Below are 18,591 nucleotides of genomic sequence, written 5' to 3'. Positions count from 1 at the left end.
GGCGGCGGCCATTTTAGACAGGTCATATTTTCTGTTGCCGCGGTCCCGGGCTCGGGGGGGTTCATGAACCCCGCGCCGCTTCGTCAATGGTCTTGCCAAGTACGGGAACCGCCTGCGCCATGGCCGGGTGGGCCAGTGTGTTGACGCAGGCCCCAACGCTTGCGCGAAGGGCGGCTACTCCCCAATGACGGCGCGCATTCTAGCGTGTTCGGCGGCGATGGTCGAACGTGGTGCGCTCAGGGTGAGCGTCGCGGGCCGCGGCGGCGAGGCTGGCGCGCCTCGCCTGGTGCGGATCAACGCAGGCCGAGGCGGCCTTCTTCGTAGGTTGCGAGCAGGCCCCAGGTGCGGCCACGACGGCGAACAACATCCAGCATTGCCAGCGCGCGCAGGCTCAGCGCGGCGTCACAGGCGCGCAGCGGTGCACGCAGGGCGGAGGAGGTCAGGGTGCGGGGCAGGCGGATCATGGCGGGTCTCCGGTGAGGGCATCAGACAACGTGTAGCTGGAAGCTTATACAGTATTTGTACTGTATGCAATGCCAGTGGTTGTCGTTTAGTTCGCGCCGGAAGTCGTATCGCGTGGCCGCAGCGCACGCTTGGTCAGCAGCGCGACCAGCGCTGCAAACACCGCGACGACGAAGAGCCCGATGCCCAGGCCCCAGTGCTGCGCAATCGCGCCAATGACGGGCGGCCCGATCATGAAGCCGAGGTAGCCGCAGCTCGACACGCCAGCAATGCCACGTGCCGGGGTGATGCCGGGAATCCGGGCCGCGGCGGTGAATAGCACCGGTACGACGTTGGAAAAACCGATACCGACCAGCGCAAAGCCGAGCAGGGCGGCCCAGGGTTGCGCGATCAGCAGTGCGGCGCTCATCGCCACGGCGGCGAGCCAGGCCGAGGCCCGCAGCAGCGGTTCCGGCCCGACATGCGCGCGCACCCAGTCGCCACCAAAGCGGGCTGTCGCCATCGCGGCCGAGAAGGCGCCGTAGGCCAGTGCGGCCTGGGCTTGCGGGCTGCCCAGTTCCTTGGACATGTACAGCGTGCTCCAGTCGTACATTGCGCCTTCGCCGAGCAGGCCCAGCGCTGCGAGCAGGCCCAGCAGCAAGATTGGCCCCGGCGGCAGGCTGAAGCCCTCGCTGGGCGCATCCGGCGAGTGTGTGGCTTCGTCCGGCAGCATCCAGCGACTGGCGATCAGGATCACTGCGCCACCGCCCACGCCGGCCAGCAGCAGATGGGTCGTCGGTGCGATGCCGGCGCTGGCGACGAGGCTGCCGATACCTGCGCCGATCATGCCGCCCAGGCTGAAGAAGCCGTGGAAGGAGGACATGATCGGCCGCGCGTAGGCGTGTTCCACAGCCACCGCCTCGGCGTTCATCGCCACATCGAAGGCGCCCGTCGCAAGGCCGAAGGTGAACATCAGCACCAGCATCGCGAGATAGCCGGGCATGCCCAGCAGCAGCACCAGCGGTGCTGCGACGGCGACACCGCCGGCCATGACGACCGGGCGCGCGCCGTGTTTGGCCACCCAATGGCCGACGCGGGTCAGCGCGATCAGTGCGCCGATGCCGGAGGCCAGCATCAGGCCGGCGAGCGCGGATTCCGACAGCGCGTAATGTGCTTTCACCGTGGGCACATGCACGCCCCAGGTGGCAAAGAGTAGGCCGCTGACGAAGAAGTGGGCTTTGGTTGCAATGCGGGCGGCAACCGGGGTGATACGGGACATGCGATGAATCCAGATCGATGTATGCGAACGATGGGCGGGCGTCGGCGCCTCAGTAAGCTGCGGCAATCGCCTCTGCGAAGCGCGGGGCGTTCATGAGCCCGCGGGTAGCACCACTTTGGCTGATTTTCGTGCCTGCAAACAGCGCAGCGTTACGAAGCGCAAGCGGTGCAAGGGTACCGCGCAAGGTTTGATCGATGAAGGCGGAGAACAGCGCGTCACCGGCACCGATGGTGTTGACCACGCCGTGCGGCGCAACGGCCGGCACATGCACCGTGTCAGCGCCGCGTTCCGACAGCAGCGCCCCGTTTGCGCCGAGCCCGACAACGAGAATGCGCGGGTCGAAGCGCAAGCGAAGCGCGGTGATGGCCTCCTGCGGTGCGCAGGGCAACTGCTCGTGTGACAGGAACAGGATCTCCGCTGCCACCATGAAATCACGGTTGTAAGCGTCGTCGAAATCACTCAGCGCGTGCACATCGGTCGCGATCGGGATGCCGCGTTCGCGTGCAGCGGCGAGCAGGGGGCGTGCGAAGTTGATGTTGCACACCACCGCCAGCGCCGCGTCGGCGAGCAGGTCGTCGATCTTCTCTTGCGGGTAGTGGTTCTCCTGCAGGTCCTTCAGGTCGCAGTGGATCTGGCGATTGCCGTCCGGCGCGACGAGGATCACCGACTGCGAGGTAGCGGACGCGATCCGTGCGACGTGGCCGCCACCCAACCCGAAGCGGGGCAGGGCGGCGAGCAGGTTGTCGCCCGGTTCGTCCTGCCCGATCAGCGTGGCGAGTTGCACATCGTGGCCGAGTCCGGTCAGCGCCACGCCGACATTCAGGCCGACACCGGCGTGCGCCTGCGTGATGCCGTGAAAGGGGTAGGTAACCGGGTAGTAGCGTAGCGGAAAGCCCTCAATGCGCAGGTTGGTTTCCAGCGTGTAAAGCCCCGCCACCGCGATGCGCGCCATGGTTCAGTCCTCGCCGAGCAGGATCACATGCGAGCGCGGCGGCAGGATCGTCGTTATCCAGCCCGGCTCGTTCGCGATCGGCTCGCCACCCGGTGCACACCAGCGCTTCTTGTGCAGCGGTAGCACCCACAAGGGCAGGCGCACCGCATGCGGGCGCTCACCGCGGTTGAGCGCAAACACCGAGACCGAGTCTTTGGTGTAGCGCGCAAAGGCGTAGGTGTCGCCTTCAGCCAGCAGGGTCTGATAGGCGCCGTGGCGCAGCTCCGGCCGGGCCTTGCGCAGCGCGATCAAGGCCTTGTAATGGTCGAACAGCTCGCGGTTCCAGTGGTTACGATCCCAGTCGAAACAGCGGCGGCAATCCGGGTCCTGACCACCTTCAATGCCGATCTCGTCACCGTAGTAAATGCACGGCACGCCGGGGTAGGCGAACAACAGGCTCACGGCGAGTTTCATCGCATCGGTGTCGGTGCCGACCAGCGTGAAGAAGCGCGCGGTGTCGTGGCTGTCGAGCAGGTTGAGTTGCGTGAGCTGGTTGTCGTACGGAATGCGGCCGCGCGCCGAGTCGAGCCAGGCGCCGAACTCTGCGGTTTCGAGCCGCGCGGCGTGGTAGGCGATGTCGGTACCGGCCAGCCATTCGCGCACCGGGTGCGCGAAGCCGTAATAATTCATCGCGCCGTCTTCCTGATCGCCCTGCAGCCAGCGCGTGGCTTCGTTGAAGTGTTCGCCCAGCACATAGGCTTGCGGGTTCTCTTCGCGCAGCGTCTTGCGGAATTCACGCACGTAGTGCGCGTTGTTGTTCGAGCCGGGGCCCTCGCCGAGCATGTGGATCACGTCGAAGCGCCAGCCGTCGATGCTGTAGGGTGCGCGCATCCAGTGGCGCAGCACTGCGTTAGGGCCCGCGTAGATCGCGTCGCGCAGGCCCTGCGAACGGAAGTCCAGCACCGGCAGCGACTTGTGGCCGTTCCAGCCGTAGTAGTAGCCGGCCTCGTCGAAGTAGTACCAGTCACGCCACGGCGACTTGGCGCTCTGCATTGCGCCGACGCTGTCGTGGCGCTCGTGCAGGTTGAACCACGGGTGATTCGTGCCGGTGTGGTTCACCACGGCGTCGAGAATCAGCCGCATGCCGCGACACTTCATCTCCGCCGACAACGCGGCGAGCGACTCATTGCCGCCCAGATGCGGGTCGACGTTGTAGTAGTCCTCGGTGTCGTACTTGTGGTTGCTGCCCGAGACGAAGATCGGGTTGAGGTAGAGCGCAGTCACGCCCAGCTCGTTCTGCAGGTAGTCGAGGCTGCGGCGCACGCCGATCAGGTCGCCGCCGTAGAACTCGGTGGCCGGCAGTTCCGGATTTACCGGCTCGCCCCAACGCTTCGCCACCACCTTCATGCGGCCGCTGCCGTAGGTGTATTCGCCGGTCTGCACCGCCAGCGAAGGGTCGCCCTGGCAGAAACGATCGGGGAAGATCTGATAGAACACCTGGTCGCGCACCCAGGCAGGCGGCGTGTCGCGCCGGTTGATGCGGAACATCTGGTCGCGATGCGGTACGCGGTGGTGCTGGCCATCGCCGGCAAGCCAGTACTGCTTGCCTTCCTCGATGACCTTGAAGCAATACACGGTCGGGTCGTTGCCGGAATCCCACGGCAAGGTCGCTTCGAAACGGTGTAGTTCGGCTTCGCGGCCGGTGTGGGTCATGTTGATGAAGCGCGCCTCGTTGTCGGGCTCGCAACGCAACATCACGGTAAGGCCCTCGCTGCGCTCGGTCAGCAGCGTGAGCTTGACGCCTTCGTTACCGCGGACGAGCCACGGTTCAACCTGGGGGTGCAGCAGGAACATGTGTGCTCCTTGAGTCGTGATGCTTGCACTGTAGCCAGGGTGTCATCCACCTGCGTCGGCAGAGGCGGTGGATCTTGCGGGGTGGAGATCCGTCTGCCTTTTACCGTGGCGCGCCGGCCTGGCGTCGATCGAGTGCCAGGCTGGCGAGCTCGGTGCGATTGCGGCCTGCGTGCTTGGCGGCGTAGAGCGCATGGTCTGCGCGCTCGATGACGCTCGCAATCGACTCGCCCGGTTGGTGCCGGGCGAGGCCGGCCGACAGCGTGACGACGTCGCCGATCGCTGTGACGACATGGTTTGCGCAGGCCTCGCGCAGTCGCTCGATGCTGTTGAGCGCCTGTTCGCAGTCGCCGTGCAACACAACGACGAACTCCTCGCCCCCCCAGCGTGCAATCACGTCGCCCTTGCGCAGGTTGTCGCGCGCGAGCAACGCAAAGTCGCGGATCACCTCGTCGCCGGCGGCATGGCCGAAGCGGTCATTGATCTGCTTGAAGTGATCGAAATCGAGCACCGCAACGCAGAAGTCCACCTGGTTGGGGGGGGAGAGTCGGGTCAGCTGATCAAGGTAGGCGAGCGCCGCGCGCCGGTTGTACAGGCCGGATAGTTCGTCGTGGTCGGAGAGGCGCTTGTAATGGGTGTATTCGAACAGCCGGCCGGCCACGTAGGCGGTGAATGGCAGCACCAGCATCAAGGCCATCCACTGCACCAGCTCCAGTTCCAGCGCGGCGCCCCGCATACCGATCCAGTGGCTTGCTGCGATCGTTAACGGCAGACCTGCGGCGGGAATCAGGCAAAGTCGTAGCAGGATCGGGGTGGTCAGCGCAAATGCGCCGAACTGCAGCGGAAGCACGTAGGCGAGCATCACGATGCCGCGCAGCGGCCCTGCAAAGGTCAGCACCAGCGTGCAGTTGAGCATTGCGGCCGCAATCTGCGCTTCGGTCAGCGAAGGGTCGCGCCGGCGCAGGTTGGCGCCGCTCGCAATGACCGCGACAAAGAGCGCGGGCGTGCAGAAGAAACTCACCAACACCAGGTAGAGCGCGTTGCGCGGAAACAGCCCCATGCCACACGCGACTGCCAGCAAGCTTGCGCTGGCGGCGTAGAACAGGCACGACAGCAGGCAGCGCCGCAGCCGCAGGCGCTGCGCGCGTTCGATCTGCACATTGGTGAAGGTCGTCGCTTCCAACAGGCGTCGCTCGCGATTGAGGGTTGGTGGGAGCCGTTTGCTGACCTACGGGTCGACCAACCCAAAGCTTGAATGTTGCTGCCTGCACCGTCGAACCGGCGTGTCAGGCTGGATGCGCCTGCCTACTGCGCGCCGCCACGCAGGCGTTTGAGCGCTGCGGACGAGGCAGCCTCGAAGAGTGGCGTCGGGTCGAGCCGGCGGGCGTCGCCGGTCGCCAGTTCGCGCTCCAGCGCCCGTATCGTCACGCCCATCACGCCGCGGCGATCCGGGTCGCAGATCACGAGCGCGTGGCGGCCCGGGCCGATCCAGCCAACGCAGCCCCGCACCCGCCGGTTGTCGGGCAGCGAGAACTCGATCCAGTCGCCCACGGCAAGTGCTGCAAGCTCGGCGTTCGCTTGGGCCTCGCGACCCGGCGCGCCGTTCAGGCGCAACACCTTCAGGCTGGGGCCGTCGCCAATACTGCCGAACTCAAGGGTGGGCTGCGGCGCAGCGTAGGGCACATCGGCGGGCGCCGCCTGGCCATTGATTGCCGCGGTGTGGAACTGCATGCAGGGCGCCAGCAGTTCGCGCGCCTGCAGCTCGCTGATGCCGACCAGCGCCAGCCCATCGGCCGCGCGGCGAAGCAGTTCCGGCAGCAGCTTCAGCAACTGTTGTCGCTCTTCGGGCGTGGTCTTGGGCTGCACGCTCCAGATCAGGCGGTCTGCCACCATCAGCTGGTTGCGCCATTCCGGGCTCTTGTCGCCGTGCGATGCAAGGGTCGTTTGCAGCACGCGCAGCCAGTGCTGTTCGAGAAAGCCACGCACAACGTTCGGCACGCCTTCGCTCGAGAGCGCGCGGATCGCCTTTGAGGCAAAGCGCAACGCGGCTTCTTCGCGTTCGATGCGTGCGGCGAGGGCGTTCGATGCAGTCGCCAGCTGGATTGCCAGCACGCGGCGTTCGGCGGAGACCCGCTCGACGCTTGTGAGGGCATGTTCGAATACCGCGGCGTCACGGCCGAAATCGCGCAGCACGCCTGCGCAGACTGCCTTGATGAACACACACACCGGGTGTTCGGCGTTGGCGGAGGGCGACATGCCGTGCGCACACTCGCCGATTGCGTTGATCAGTTGTCGCGCGGGGTGCTCCGGCGCATCCAGCATGTCCGGGTCGAGCAGTGCGAGCTTCATCATCGGCAGCGACAGCGTGGCCAGCGCACTGCGCACCGGTGCGGCGAGCTTGCGGTCCTGCTCGATCACCTGGAACACATGTTCCAGCGCATCCACCGCAGCGCGTTCGCGCGGCCCAAGCAGCGGCCCCAGATCGCTGCCGCTCAGCGCAGCGACATCGCCGCCCGCCACCGCGTTGGCCTGTTGTGTGTCGAGCCAACCCAGCACCTGTTCGCGCACAGCGGCAGCGAGCGTTGCGTCGATCGCCGCGCCACTGCCACCGCCGAGGCGGGTGACGGCGGCACGGTGCAGTTCGCCAAAGCTGCCGGCACCCCAGGCATGGGCGTCGCTCGCGGGGCCCCGTGGCGCTGTAGTCGGCGTTTGTGTGTTACCGCGGACCAGGGATTTCGGTTCGACCCCGCGGCTTTCGAGTTCGCGATTGAGCTGTGCGTAGAGCGTGTTGAGCCCGCTCGCCAGCCGCGGCTCGATCCGCTCCAGCAGCCGCAGGCGCGAGGCGGGGTCCAGCCCCGCGGCGTCCGACAGCGCACGCAGTGCGCAGCAGGCGGTTTCCGGGCCTACCGGCAGTTGTTCCAGTGCAGCGTCGTCGCTCTGATCCAGCAGGGTCATGTAGCGCAGATGCAGGCGGCCCAGTTCGCGCTCGCAGCGTTCGCGTAGCCGCCGCGCCAGATCGTTGATGCGGATCGTGAATTCGAGGTCTTCCTCGTGCACCAGGCTGATCCGTGATGCGGTGAGGCCGCGTGCATTTTCAAAGCCGCGGCGGTCGCGCAGACCGGCCAGCTCGTCGTGGCTTTCGATGGCGCCGCGGCGCATGCCTTCGAGCGCTTCCGGATGGCTGAAGCCGTTGTCACGCGCCACTTCGTCAAGCGTTTGCAGCAGGGCGTTGCGGCCGTGCGCAACCAGTTGCTCGGCAAGCGTGGATGAAGCGGGCGAGGGGGCGTCGGTCATGTCGCAGTCGTCAGGTCGATAACGGCCAGGGCAGTTTGCCGCGGCGAAGTCACTATACCTCTGCGAGGCAGCGCTGCGTGCGGCGCATCCAGGCAAGTCCTTGTCGCCGCGTCTTGGGTTTTTGGCGCCGGAGGCGCGGCAGAATGCGGCGCAGGGCGGTGATCCTGCCCTTTTTGTGGCCCGCCGGGCCATTCATAAATGTTGTCAAAAGCAACACCCGTAACGGGGGAGACATGATGAACGGGCTTTCATACGTCGCGACTACGGCCGGGGGGCCGTGGGCGACATACCTCGAACAGGTCGAGCGCGTGGTGCCGTATCTGGGGCATCTGGCGCGCTGGGCCGAGACGCTGCGGCGGCCGAAGCGCGCGCTGATCGTCGACATTCCGATCGAGATGGACGATGGCAGCATCCGGCACTTCGAAGGCTTCCGTGTGCAGCACAACCTGTCGCGCGGGCCGGGCAAGGGCGGCGTGCGCTTCCACCCGGATGTCACGCTTGAAGAGGTGATGGCGCTGTCGGCGTGGATGACGGTGAAGAACGCTGCGGTGAATCTGCCCTACGGCGGCGCCAAGGGTGGCATCCGCGTCGACCCGAAGACGCTGTCGAAGAAAGAGCTCGAGAAGCTCACGCGCCGCTATACCAGCGAGATCGGCCTGATCATCGGGCCGGACAAGGACATCCCCGCGCCGGATGTGAACACCAACGGCCAGATCATGGCCTGGATGATGGACACCTACTCGATGAACGTCGGCGCCACCGCGACCGGCGTGGTGACCGGCAAGCCGATCGAGCTGGGCGGTTCGCTCGGCCGCCTCAAATCCACCGGCCGAGGCGTCTTCGTGATCGGGCGCGAGGTTGCACGGCGCATCGATCTGCAGATCAACGGCGCTCGCGTGGCCGTGCAGGGCTTCGGCAACGTCGGCAGCGCGGCGGCGGAACTCTTCGCCGGCAACGGTGCGAAGATCGTTGCAGTGCAGGACCACACCGGCACGATCTACAACCCGAACGGGCTCGACATCGCCGAGCTGATGGCCACGCTGCGCCGCGATGGCGGCATCGCGAAGTGCCCGGGCGCGGAGGTGATTCCGAACGAGCAGTTCTGGGATGTTGAGACGGAGTTCCTGATCCCGGCGGCGCTCGAAGGCCAAGTCACGCCTGATCGAGCACGCCGCATCAAGACCCGCGTCGTGCTCGAAGGCGCCAACGGCCCGACGGTGCCGGAAGCCGACGACATCCTCACCAACAAGGGCGTGCTGGTGATTCCCGATGTGATCGCCAACGCGGGCGGCGTGACGGTGTCGTACTTCGAGTGGGTGCAGGATATCGCCAGCTTCTTCTGGAGCGAAGACGAGATCAACATGCGGCTCGAACGCATCCTGTCCGAAGCGTTCCGCAAGATCTGGGATACCGCGCACGAGCACAAGATCCCGATTCGCACCGCGGCCTTTGTTGTCGCCTGTACGCGCATCCTGCAGGCGCGCGAGGAGCGTGGCCTGTATCCGTGATCCGGAACGCCGTGTGAGAAAAGGAAAGGGGCCTTGTGGCCCCTTTTTCATGCGCGCTGCGCCGATTTCAACGTGCCTGCGCCTTGTCGTACAGCAGCCGGCCGATCAGGTCTTCGAGCACCAGCGCTGATTGCGTACGGGAGACCGTGTCGTCCCCAGCGAGCAAGCGCACATCACCACCCGGTGACAGTGCGATGTGCTGTTCGCCGAGCAGGCCGGCGTTGCGGATGCTCGCGCGGGTGTCGGCGGGGAAGCGACAGCGGGGGTCGATCGTCATGTCGACGCGGGCGACGCCGGGCGTAATGTCGTAGCCAATCGCGCTGACCCGCCCGACCACGACGCCGGCCGCCTTGACCGGCGCCTGCGGCCGCAGGCCGCCGATGTGTTCGAAGCGTGCGTGCAGCGGATACGGCGCCGCTTGCGCAGTGAGCGCACCGCTCCCACGCAACCCGGCAACGACGAGCGCTGCGATGCCGCAAAGCATGACAATCCCTACTGCGAACTCGATGCGGCGCAGATCCATCAAACGACTCCGGGGTGTGTCGGGGCAACAGTGGCTGGCGGAATCAGGCGCGAGCGGTGGTCAGCCTGTCGGCCGCCGCTCGCGCCATCTCTTGTCTGCCCGCGTTGTCGCGCCAGCCGCCACCGAGCGACTTGTACAGCGTGACCTGGTTCGACAGCCTTGCCAGCCGTGTCGAGATCAGGGTTTGCTGCGCGCTGTAGTACGCGCGTTGCGCATCGAGCACCGTGAGGTAGTTGCTCACCCCGCGGTCGAAGCGCGCCTGCGCCAGCTTGAAGCTGTCCGCCGTGGCGTCGGTCAGTGCCTGCTGCGCGGCGAGTTGTTCGTCGACCGTGGCGCGCGTCGCGAGCGCGTCGGAGACTTCACGGAAGGCCGTCTGGATCGCTTTCTCGTACTGCGCCACCGCGATGTCGCGCGACACCTTGGCGACCTCAAGGTTCGCGATGTTGGCGCCGCCTGAGAAGATCGGCAGGCTGATCGTCGGCGCGAAACTCCACACTGTGCCGCTGCTGTCGAACAGGCCTGCGAGGCTGGCGCTGGCGGTGCCGGCGCTGGCGGTGAGCGCGATGCGCGGGAAGAAGGCCGCGCGCGCCGCACCGATGTTGGCGTTGGCGCCCTTGAGCAGGTGCTCGGCCTCAACCACATCGGGCCGGCGTTCGAGCAGGTCGGACGACAAACCGGCCGGAATCTCCGCGAGGCCGTTGAGCGCGTCGATCGGCGACGCCGGCAACTGCGCGGCATCCAGCGGCGCGCCGACGAGCAGCGCGAGCGCGTTGCGATCCTGTGCGACCAGCGCGGTGTATCGCGCGACATCGACGCGGGCCGATTCCACGGTGGTCTGTGCCTGCCGTACATCCAGCGCCGACGAGGCACCGACCTCGAAGCGTTTCTGCGTCAGCGTCAGCGATTGCTGCTGGCTGCTCAGCGTCTCACGCGCGAGGCGCAGGCGTTCGAGATCGGCTGCATACGTTAGCCAGGCGCTGGCGACTTCGGCGATCAGCGTGATGCGGCTGGCGCGTGCGGCCGATTCGGTTGCGAAGTAGGTCTCCAGCGCCTGGTCGTTGAGGCTGCGCACGCGGCCGAAGAGATCCAGCTCATAGGCCGCGACGCTGGCCTCAACGGCGTATTTGCGTGAGATCACGGGTTGGCCGGAGCTGGTCAGATCGCCCGGCGTGCCGACGTTGGAACCGGAGGCGACGGCACTCAGATGCGGCACCAGGTCGGCGCGCTGGATCTGGTACTGCGCCTGCGTCTTCTGCACATTGAGCATCGCGACGCGCAGATCGCGGTTATTGGCGAGGGCGGTTTCGATCAGCTTCTGCAGCTGCGGATCGGTGAAGAACTCGCGCCAGGCGATGTCGGCCGTGGCGCCGTTTGCCGGCGCGTCAGTCTTCGCCTTTGCGGCGCCGGAGTCGGTGACCACATCCGCGTAGGCGGCGGGCACCGGGCTGTCCGGCCGCTGGTAGATGGGGGCCAGCGAACAGGCCGTGAGCAGTGCTGCGACGAGGGGCGACAACAGGCAGGGGGCACGCATCAGTGGGCCTCCGTGGAAGAAGTTTCAGGGGTGGTGTCGCCGTGTGTCGGCACGATCTTCGCGGGGAAGACATGGCGAACCGCTACGAAGAACACCGGAACGAAGAAGATCGCGAGCACCGTGGCGGTGATCATGCCGCCCATCACGCCAGTGCCGATTGCGTTCTGCGCACCGGACCCGGCCCCGTTCGCGATCACCAGCGGCAGCACGCCGAGCACGAAGGCGAGCGAGGTCATCAGGATCGGGCGCAGGCGCAGCCGCACGCCTTCCAGCGTGGCTTCGATGAGGCCCTTGCCGTGCTCCATCTGCGCCTTGGCGAATTCGACGATCAGGATGGCGTTCTTGGCTGACAGGCCGATGGTGGTCAGCAGGCCGACCTGGAAGTACACATCGTTCGACAGACCGCGTGACCACGCAGCCAGCAACGCGCCGATCACGCCCAACGGCACGACCAGCATGACCGAGAACGGGATCGACCAGCTCTCGTACAGCGCGGCAAGGCACAGGAACACCACCAGCATCGAGATCGCGTAGAGCGCGGGCGCCTGTGCGCCGGACAAGCGCTCCTGGAAGGACACGCCGGTCCACTCGAAGCCGATGCCCGGCGGCAGCTTGGCGGCCATCTCTTCCATCGCCGTCATCGCCTCGCCGGTACTGCGGCCCGGTGCGGCCTGGCCGAGAATCTCGGCCGAGGACATGCCGTTGTAGCGCTCCAGGCGCGGTGAGCCAAAGGCCCAGTGGGCGCTGGCGAAGGACGAGAAGGGCACCATGTTGCCGCTGCTGTTGCGCACGTACCAGCGCGCCAGATCCTCCGGCGCCATGCGGGCGTTTGCGTCGCCCTGCAGGTACACCTTCTTCACGCGGCCCTTGTCGACGAAGTCGTTGACGTAGGCACTGCCCCAGGCCGTTGAAATCGTGCTGTTGATGTCGGCCTGAGAAACGCCCAAGGCGCCAGCGCGGGCGAGGTCGATGTCGAGCCGGTATTGCGGCGTATCTTCCTGCCCGTTCGGGCGCACCGCCACCAGCAGCGGGTTCTGCGCGGCCATGCCGAGCAACTGGTTGCGCGCGGCGACCAGCGCTTCGTGGCCGAGGCCGGCGCGGTCCTGCAACTGGAAGTCGAAACCGGTGGCGTTACCCAACTCGGTGACCGCAGGCGGCGCAAAGGCGAACACCATCGCGTCGCGGATGCGCGAGAAGGCGCCCATTGCCTTGCCGGCGACGGCGCTTGCCTTCAGATCCGGGCGCTTGCGTTCGCTCCAGTCGCGCAGGTTCACGAAGCCGATCGCCGCGTTCTGGCCGCGGCCGGCGAAGCTGAAGCCGGTGACGGTCATCACCGATTGCACGGCCTCCTTCTGGTCGACGAGGAAGTGGTGCTCCAGTTGCTTGACGACTTCGAGCGTGCGCTCGCTGGTCGCACCAGCCGGCAGCGTGACTTGCGAGAGCAGGAAGCCCTGGTCTTCTTCCGGCAGGAAGGAGGTCGGCAGGCGCATGAACAGCGCGGCCATGCCGACCACGATGAGGGCGTAGATCACGAGATAGCGGCGGCGCTGGCCGAGCATGCGGGCGACGATGCTCTGGCTGCCGGCGTTGGTGCGCTCGAACGAACGGTTGAACCAGCCGAAGAAGCCGCCGAGCAGGCCGCCTTCACCGGCGGTATGACCCTTCTCGACCGGCTTGAGCAGCGTTGCGCACAGCGCCGGCGTGAGGATCAGCGCAACGAACACCGACAGCACCATCGCCGACACGATGGTCAGCGAGAACTGGCGGTAGATCACGCCGGTCGAGCCGCCAAAGAAGGCCATCGGCACGAACACGGCGGAGAGCACCAGCGCGATGCCGATCAGCGCGCCGGTGATCTGGCCCATCGACTTGCGTGTCGCTTCCTTGGGCGAGAGGCCTTCCTCGCTCATCACGCGTTCAACGTTCTCCACCACGACGATCGCATCGTCCACCAGCAGGCCGATCGCCAGCACCATCGCGAACATCGTCAGCGTGTTGATGGAGTAGCCAGCCACTGACAACACTCCGAACGTGCCAAGCAGCACGACAGGCACCGCGATGGTCGGGATCAGCGTCGCGCGGAAGTTCTGCAGGAACAGGTACATCACGACGAAGACCAGTACGATCGCTTCGAGCAGGGTCTTGACCACTTCCTCGATCGAGATCTTCACGAAGGGCGTGGTGTCGTAGGGCACCACCGCCTTCACGCCAGCCGGGAAATACTGTTCCAGCCCGCTCAGTGCCTTCTTGACGGCGTTGGCGGTCTGCAATGCGTTGGCGCCGGTGGCGAGCTTCACCGCCAGGCCGACCGCCGGCTTGCCGTTGTAGCGCGCGACGGTGTCGTACGACTCACCGCCCAGTTCGACGCGCGCGACATCGCGCAAGCGCACCGTGCCGCCGTCGGCGCCGGTACGCAGGATGATGTTGCCGAACTGCTCGGGTGTCTGCAGGCGGCTTTGCGCGGTGATCGTTGCGTTGAGCTGCTGGCCTTGCACGGCGGGCAGACCGCCCAGCTGGCCGGCCGAGACTTCCGCGTTCTGCGCGGCGATCGCGCCGCTGACGTCGGACGGCATCAACTTGAATTTCTGCAGCTTGGCCGGATCGAGCCAGACGCGCATCGCGTACTGCGCACCGAACAGCTGCGTTTCGCCGACGCCGTCGACACGGGCAATCACGTCCTGCACGCTGGCGGCAACGTAGTCACCCAGGTCGACGGTGTTCAGGCTGCCGTCTTCCGACACGAAGCCGAGCACGAGCAGGAAGCTGGTGCGCGCCTTGGCGACCTGCACGCCTTGCTGCTGCACAGCGCTGGGCAGCAAGGGCGTGGCGAGCGCCAGCTTGTTCTGCACCTGCACCTGGGCGATGTCGGGGTTGGTGCCGGCCTTGAAGGTGATCGTTATTGATACCGAGCCGGTCGAGTCGGAGCTGGAGGACATGTACATCATGCCGTCCAGCCCTTTCATCTTCTGCTCGATCACCTGGGTGACCGAATCCTCCACCGCTTTGGCCGAGGCGCCGGGGTAGGTGGCGGAGATGGTGACGGCGGGCGGCGCGATCGAGGGGTACTGCGCAACCGGCAGCGTATCGATCGCCAGCACGCCAGCGAGCATGATGACGATCGCGATGACCCACGCGAAGATGGGCCGGTCGATGAAGAAACGGGACATGTGCCGACCCCCCTTACTTCGCGGCTGCCGGCGCGCTGGCGGTAGCGTGCGGTGCGGCGGCGGCGGCGTCGACGACGGTGACCGGAATGCCCGGCTTGATCTTCTGCAGCCCCTCGACGATGACGCGGTCGCCGGCCTTCAGGCCGTCGCTCACCAGCCACTTGTCGCCGATCGTGCGGCTGGTCTTGATCGTGCGGGCTTCGACCTTGTTGTCGGCCCCCACCAGCATCACCACCGGTTCGCCCTTGGTGTTGCGCGTCACGCCTTGCTGCGGCACGGCAAGCGCTTTCTCCTTGATGCCTTCTTCCATCACGGCACGCACATACATGCCGGGGAGCAACAGCTTCTGCGGATTGGGAAAGACCGCTCGCACCGTGACCATGCCGGTGTTCTGGTCCACCGTCACGTCCGAGAACTGCAACTTGCCCTCAAGCGGGTAGAGGCTGCCGTCTTCCAGGCGCAGCTTCACCTTCGCCTGCCCGGCGTCATCCTGCTTCAACGCACCCTCAGCCAGTTCGCGCTTGAGGCGGAGCAGGTCGGCGCTCGACTGCGTCACGTCCACATAGATCGGGTCGAGTTGTTGCACCGTCGTCAGCGTGGCGGCCTGGTTGGCGGTCACCAGCGCACCCGGCGTGACGCTCGACTTGCCGATGCGGCCGCTGATCGGCGACGCGACGCGGGTATAGGCAAGGTTGATCTGTGCGGTCTTCAGCGCAGCGCGGGCGGCCAGCACATCGGCCTCGCCTTGTTTCAGGGCGGCGCTCGCGTCGTCGTCGTCTTGCTGGCTGACGGCGTTGATCTTGACCAGATCCGCGTATCGCGTGGCCTTCGCCTTCGCGGTGGCGAGGCTCGCCTCGGCGCGTGCCAGCGTGGCGCGTGCGCTGGCTTCTGCCGCTTCATAGGTGGCCGGGTCGATCTGGTAGAGCGCCTCACCGGCACGGACTTCGCCGCCTTCGACGAAGTTGCGCTTCTGCACGATGCCGTTGATCTGCGGGCGCACTTCCGCGATCAGGTAGGGCGTGGTGCGACCGGCGAGCTCGGTGGTCACCGCCAGCGGCGCGTCGGCCAGTGTTACAACGGCGACTGCGGGTGTCTTTGCGGGGCCGTTTTGCTGGGCCTTGCTGTCTGCACTGCAGGCGGAAAGACCCTGCAGGCAGGCGAGCGCGACCAGGCTGGCCAACAGTTTTTGATTTACGGAACACGGCATGCGTAACCTCGTTCTTGGTATCGGCGGGGTGTGCGGCGCGTCCATCAGATCGGGGCGCGCCGCGTGTTTCGGGGTGGGTCGTGGTGCCGGCGCACGCGGGCGTGCGGGCCGGCGAGCGCCAGTCTTGCCGGGCAGGCTTAAGGGGGGCTTAGCGGGGCGTCGCGTGGTGGCGTGCATCAGTGGCCCGCTGCGGCGGCATCCACGACTCGTGTCGGTCGCGGTGCGAGCCAGATCGCAAACGCTGCGATGAAGAACGCGATGCCGACCATCAGCAGCAAGTCGTTGGTGGCCACCATCACCGCCTGGCCTTGCGTGATCTGGTCCAGCGTCGCGCGCACCGCATCGGCCGGCATGCCTTGCTGTGCAAGCGCTTGTGCGCTGGCGCCCTGCGGGTCGATGAGGCCGGCCAGTTCGGCGTGCTTTTCGGCGCTACCGTCTTCCCACAGGGTCGTGACGAGCGAGGTGGCGAAGGCGCCCGACACGGTGCGCAGGAAGTTCAGCAGGCCGGCGGCAGACGCGGTTTCCGATTCTTCGACGCTGCCGAGCGCGAGCCCGTTCAGCGGCACGAAGAAGAAGGGCATCCCGAGCCCCATCAGCAACAGCGGCAGCGCGATCTGCCAGTAGTCCATGTCGGTGTTCGCGACGACGCGCAACAGCGTCACGAGGCCAAGCCACACCACGCCACCAAACACCAGCGGGCGCGGATCGACCTTCGCCGAGAGGCCCGCCGCGATCGGCGCCACCAGCACCGCGAGCACACCACTCCATGCGGTGGTCATGCCGGCCCAGGTTGCCGTGTAGCCCATGTAACTCTGCAGCCACATCGGTGTCAGCACGTTGGCACCGAAGAAGGCACCGAAGGCGAGGCTGATCGTCAGCACGCTGGCGGCGAAGCCACGGTGGCGGAACACGCGTAGATCGACGATCGGATGTGCTTCGGTGAGCTCCCAGATCATGAACGCGGCAAATCCGATCGCGGCGACGATCGCGAGCACCCAGATCGTGGGGGAGGAGAACCAGTCGAGCTGCTTGCCCTCATCGAGCATGATCTGCAGCGCGGCGACCCAGATCACCAGCAGGCCGAGGCCCACTTTGTCGACCGGCACGCGTTCGAGAGGATGCTCGTAGCGCTTGAGCATTCGCCAGGCGATCAGGCCACAGGTGATCGCGACCGGCACGTTGATGTAGAAGATCCACGGCCAAGAGAAACGGTCGCAGATCCAGCCGCCGAGGATGGGACCGAGGATTGGCGCGATCAGCGTCGTCATCGCCCACAAGCCCATGGCAGCCCCCTGCTTCTCCCTCGGGAAGATGCGCAACATCAGCGTTTGCGACAGCGGCATCATCGGGCCGCCAGCAAGGCCTTGCAGCACCCGTGCCGCGACCAGGAAGCCTAGCGAGTTGGCGAAGCCGCACAGCGCGGAGAACACGCCGAACATCATCATCGCGCCGACGAAGACGCGCACCGCGCCGAAGCGCGCCGCGAGCCAGCCGGTCAGCGGCACGGTGATGGCTTCCGCCACCGCGTAGGAGGTGATGACCCAGGTGCCCTGGCTGGTCGATGCTGCCAAGCCGCCGGCGATGCTGTTGACCGACACGTTCGCGATCGTCATGTCGAGCACGGCGATGAAGTTGGCGGCGGCCAGTACCAGGGCCGCCGCCCACAGCGCGCCGCCATGCAGCGGCGCGTCGCCCGAGTGAAGCGTGGTGTTCGCGGACATGGCTTCGCTCAGTTGCGGGTGTCGATCGTCGCGACCATCGAGAGGCCCACCTGCAGCGGACGCTCGATCAGCTCTTCGGCCTTCAGGCGCACGCGCACCGGCAGACGCTGCACGACCTTGATCCAGTTGCCGGTGGCGTTCTGCGCCGGGATCGTCGCGAACGCGGCGCCGGTGCCGCCCGAAATACCTTCGACGACGCCGTGATAGACCACGTCACTGCCGTAGCGGTCGGAGTGCAGTTCAACGGTCTGCCCGATCTTCACGCGGTCGAGCTGCACTTCCTTGAAGTTGGCGTCCACATGCATCTGCTGCACCGGCACCACGTTCAGCAGCGGCGCGCCGGCCTGGATGCGCTGGCCGACCTGTACCTGGCGGCGGGCGATGACGCCGTCCACCGGGGCGCGGACCACGGTGCGTTCCAGATCGACGCGGGCTTGATCGCGGCGGGCGCGTGCGAGCGCGACTTCCGGGTTGCTTTCGAGGTCGGCATTTTCAATCAGCACTGCGTTCGCTTCGCGGGTGCCGAGCGCGGCGGCGCGATTGGCGCGGGCTTGTGCCGCGGCGGCACGGGCTACGTCGAGGTTGGCGCGCGCGGTTGCAAATGCGTTCTGCGCGCGGGTCAGCTCTTCGCCGGACACCGAACCCGAGCCGGCGAGCGCTTCACGGCGCTTCAGGTCGATCTCGGCACGTTCGAAGTCGGACTCCGCCGCGACGAGTTGCGCGGCGGCACGGCGTTCGTCTGCGTCGCGCGCCTGGATCTGCGCCGAGAGGCCGCTGTCGTTGGCGACGTAACCCTTTACGCGGCGCACCGCCCGGCCCAGCTCGGCTTCGGCCTGCGCGAGCGCGAGGCGGGCGTCGGTGTCGTCGATAACGACGAGGATGTCACCTTGCTTCACGCTTTGCGTGTCCACCACCTTCACGGCGGCGACAGTGCCGCCGACCGAGGGTGTGACCTGGGCCACTTCGGCAGCGGTGTAGGCGTTGTCGGTGCTGATGAAGCGTGACGCGTGGAAGTGCCAGTAGAGGCCGTAGCCGATTGCGCTGATGGCGATGACGCCACCGAGGGCGGCGAACAGGCGCTTGCGGCGCAGCGTGTTGTCGGGGGCAGGGAGCGTCGTGGTTTGTGTGTCGGACATGA

General features: G+C 66.6%; 13 protein-coding genes and 1 riboswitch. Of the genes, 1 reads left to right on the top strand and 12 read right to left on the bottom strand.

What is annotated here, in order from left to right; all coding sequences use genetic code 11:
- Window positions 1–41 precede the first annotated feature (41 nt).
- A riboswitch (yybP-ykoY riboswitch) is annotated at window positions 42–195 on the bottom strand.
- A gap of 98 nt (window positions 196–293) precedes the next feature.
- The 6 genes from ACE3P0_RS17850 to ACE3P0_RS17825 all read right to left on the bottom strand — a co-directional run bounded on the left by ACE3P0_RS17850 (window position 294) and on the right by ACE3P0_RS17825 (window position 7,796).
- Window positions 294–464 (bottom strand): hypothetical protein, encoded by a 171-nt coding sequence (locus tag ACE3P0_RS17850; RefSeq protein ID WP_374404105.1) that lies wholly within the window; start codon window positions 462–464, stop codon window positions 294–296.
- Window positions 465–550: 86 nt separating this feature from the next.
- Window positions 551–1,720 (bottom strand): MFS transporter, encoded by a 1,170-nt coding sequence (locus tag ACE3P0_RS17845; protein WP_374404104.1) that lies wholly within the window; start codon window positions 1,718–1,720, stop codon window positions 551–553.
- Between the two features lie 49 nt (window positions 1,721–1,769).
- A complete protein-coding gene (locus tag ACE3P0_RS17840) occupies window positions 1,770–2,672 on the bottom strand; it encodes a carbohydrate kinase family protein (protein ID WP_374404103.1) in 903 nt (300 codons plus the stop codon).
- Between the two features lie 3 nt (window positions 2,673–2,675).
- Entirely contained in the window at window positions 2,676–4,505 is a 1,830-nt protein-coding gene (gene malZ / locus ACE3P0_RS17835; protein ID WP_374404102.1) for a maltodextrin glucosidase, read from the bottom strand.
- A 100-nt stretch (window positions 4,506–4,605) separates the two neighbouring features.
- Window positions 4,606–5,685, bottom strand: a complete 1,080-nt coding sequence (locus ACE3P0_RS17830) for a GGDEF domain-containing protein (protein ID WP_374404101.1) — start codon at window positions 5,683–5,685, stop codon at window positions 4,606–4,608.
- Between the two features lie 122 nt (window positions 5,686–5,807).
- Window positions 5,808–7,796 carry a DUF1631 family protein gene (locus tag ACE3P0_RS17825; RefSeq protein ID WP_374404099.1) on the bottom strand — a complete coding sequence of 663 codons (1,989 nt, stop codon included), beginning with the start codon at window positions 7,794–7,796 and terminating at the stop codon, window positions 5,808–5,810.
- 233 nt (window positions 7,797–8,029) lie between these two features.
- On the opposite strand from ACE3P0_RS17825, the gene ACE3P0_RS17820 reads away from it, so the two are divergent.
- Entirely contained in the window at window positions 8,030–9,304 is a 1,275-nt protein-coding gene (locus ACE3P0_RS17820; protein WP_374404098.1) for a Glu/Leu/Phe/Val dehydrogenase, read from the top strand.
- 67 nt (window positions 9,305–9,371) lie between these two features.
- Here ACE3P0_RS17820 and mlaD read toward each other — a convergent pair whose 3' ends face one another.
- From mlaD to ACE3P0_RS17790, 6 genes are all read right to left on the bottom strand, one after another.
- Entirely contained in the window at window positions 9,372–9,827 is a 456-nt protein-coding gene (gene mlaD / locus ACE3P0_RS17815; RefSeq protein WP_374404097.1) for an outer membrane lipid asymmetry maintenance protein MlaD, read from the bottom strand.
- 43 nt (window positions 9,828–9,870) lie between these two features.
- Window positions 9,871–11,358, bottom strand: a complete 1,488-nt coding sequence (gene adeC, locus ACE3P0_RS17810; RefSeq protein WP_374404096.1) for an AdeC/AdeK/OprM family multidrug efflux complex outer membrane factor — start codon at window positions 11,356–11,358, stop codon at window positions 9,871–9,873.
- Window positions 11,358–14,525, bottom strand: coding sequence for an efflux RND transporter permease subunit (locus ACE3P0_RS17805; protein WP_374404095.1), 3,168 nt, complete (start codon window positions 14,523–14,525; stop codon window positions 11,358–11,360). The genes adeC and ACE3P0_RS17805 overlap by 1 nt, the downstream gene beginning before the upstream one ends.
- A 13-nt stretch (window positions 14,526–14,538) precedes the next feature.
- Window positions 14,539–15,732, bottom strand: a complete 1,194-nt coding sequence (locus ACE3P0_RS17800) for an efflux RND transporter periplasmic adaptor subunit (RefSeq protein WP_374404094.1) — start codon at window positions 15,730–15,732, stop codon at window positions 14,539–14,541.
- 176 nt (window positions 15,733–15,908) lie between these two features.
- Complete coding sequence (locus tag ACE3P0_RS17795) at window positions 15,909–17,453, bottom strand: DHA2 family efflux MFS transporter permease subunit (RefSeq protein ID WP_374404093.1); 1,545 nt, start codon at window positions 17,451–17,453, stop codon at window positions 15,909–15,911.
- 8 nt (window positions 17,454–17,461) lie between these two features.
- Window positions 17,462–18,589, bottom strand: a complete 1,128-nt coding sequence (locus ACE3P0_RS17790) for an HlyD family efflux transporter periplasmic adaptor subunit (RefSeq protein ID WP_374404091.1) — start codon at window positions 18,587–18,589, stop codon at window positions 17,462–17,464.
- Window positions 18,590–18,591 lie beyond the last annotated feature (2 nt).

This window comes from Niveibacterium sp. (assembly GCF_041909475.1).
Classification (GTDB): Bacteria; Pseudomonadota; Gammaproteobacteria; order Burkholderiales; family Rhodocyclaceae; genus Niveibacterium.
Note: the sequence above shows the minus strand (reverse complement) of the source record. Positions and strands in the feature narration are given on the sequence as shown.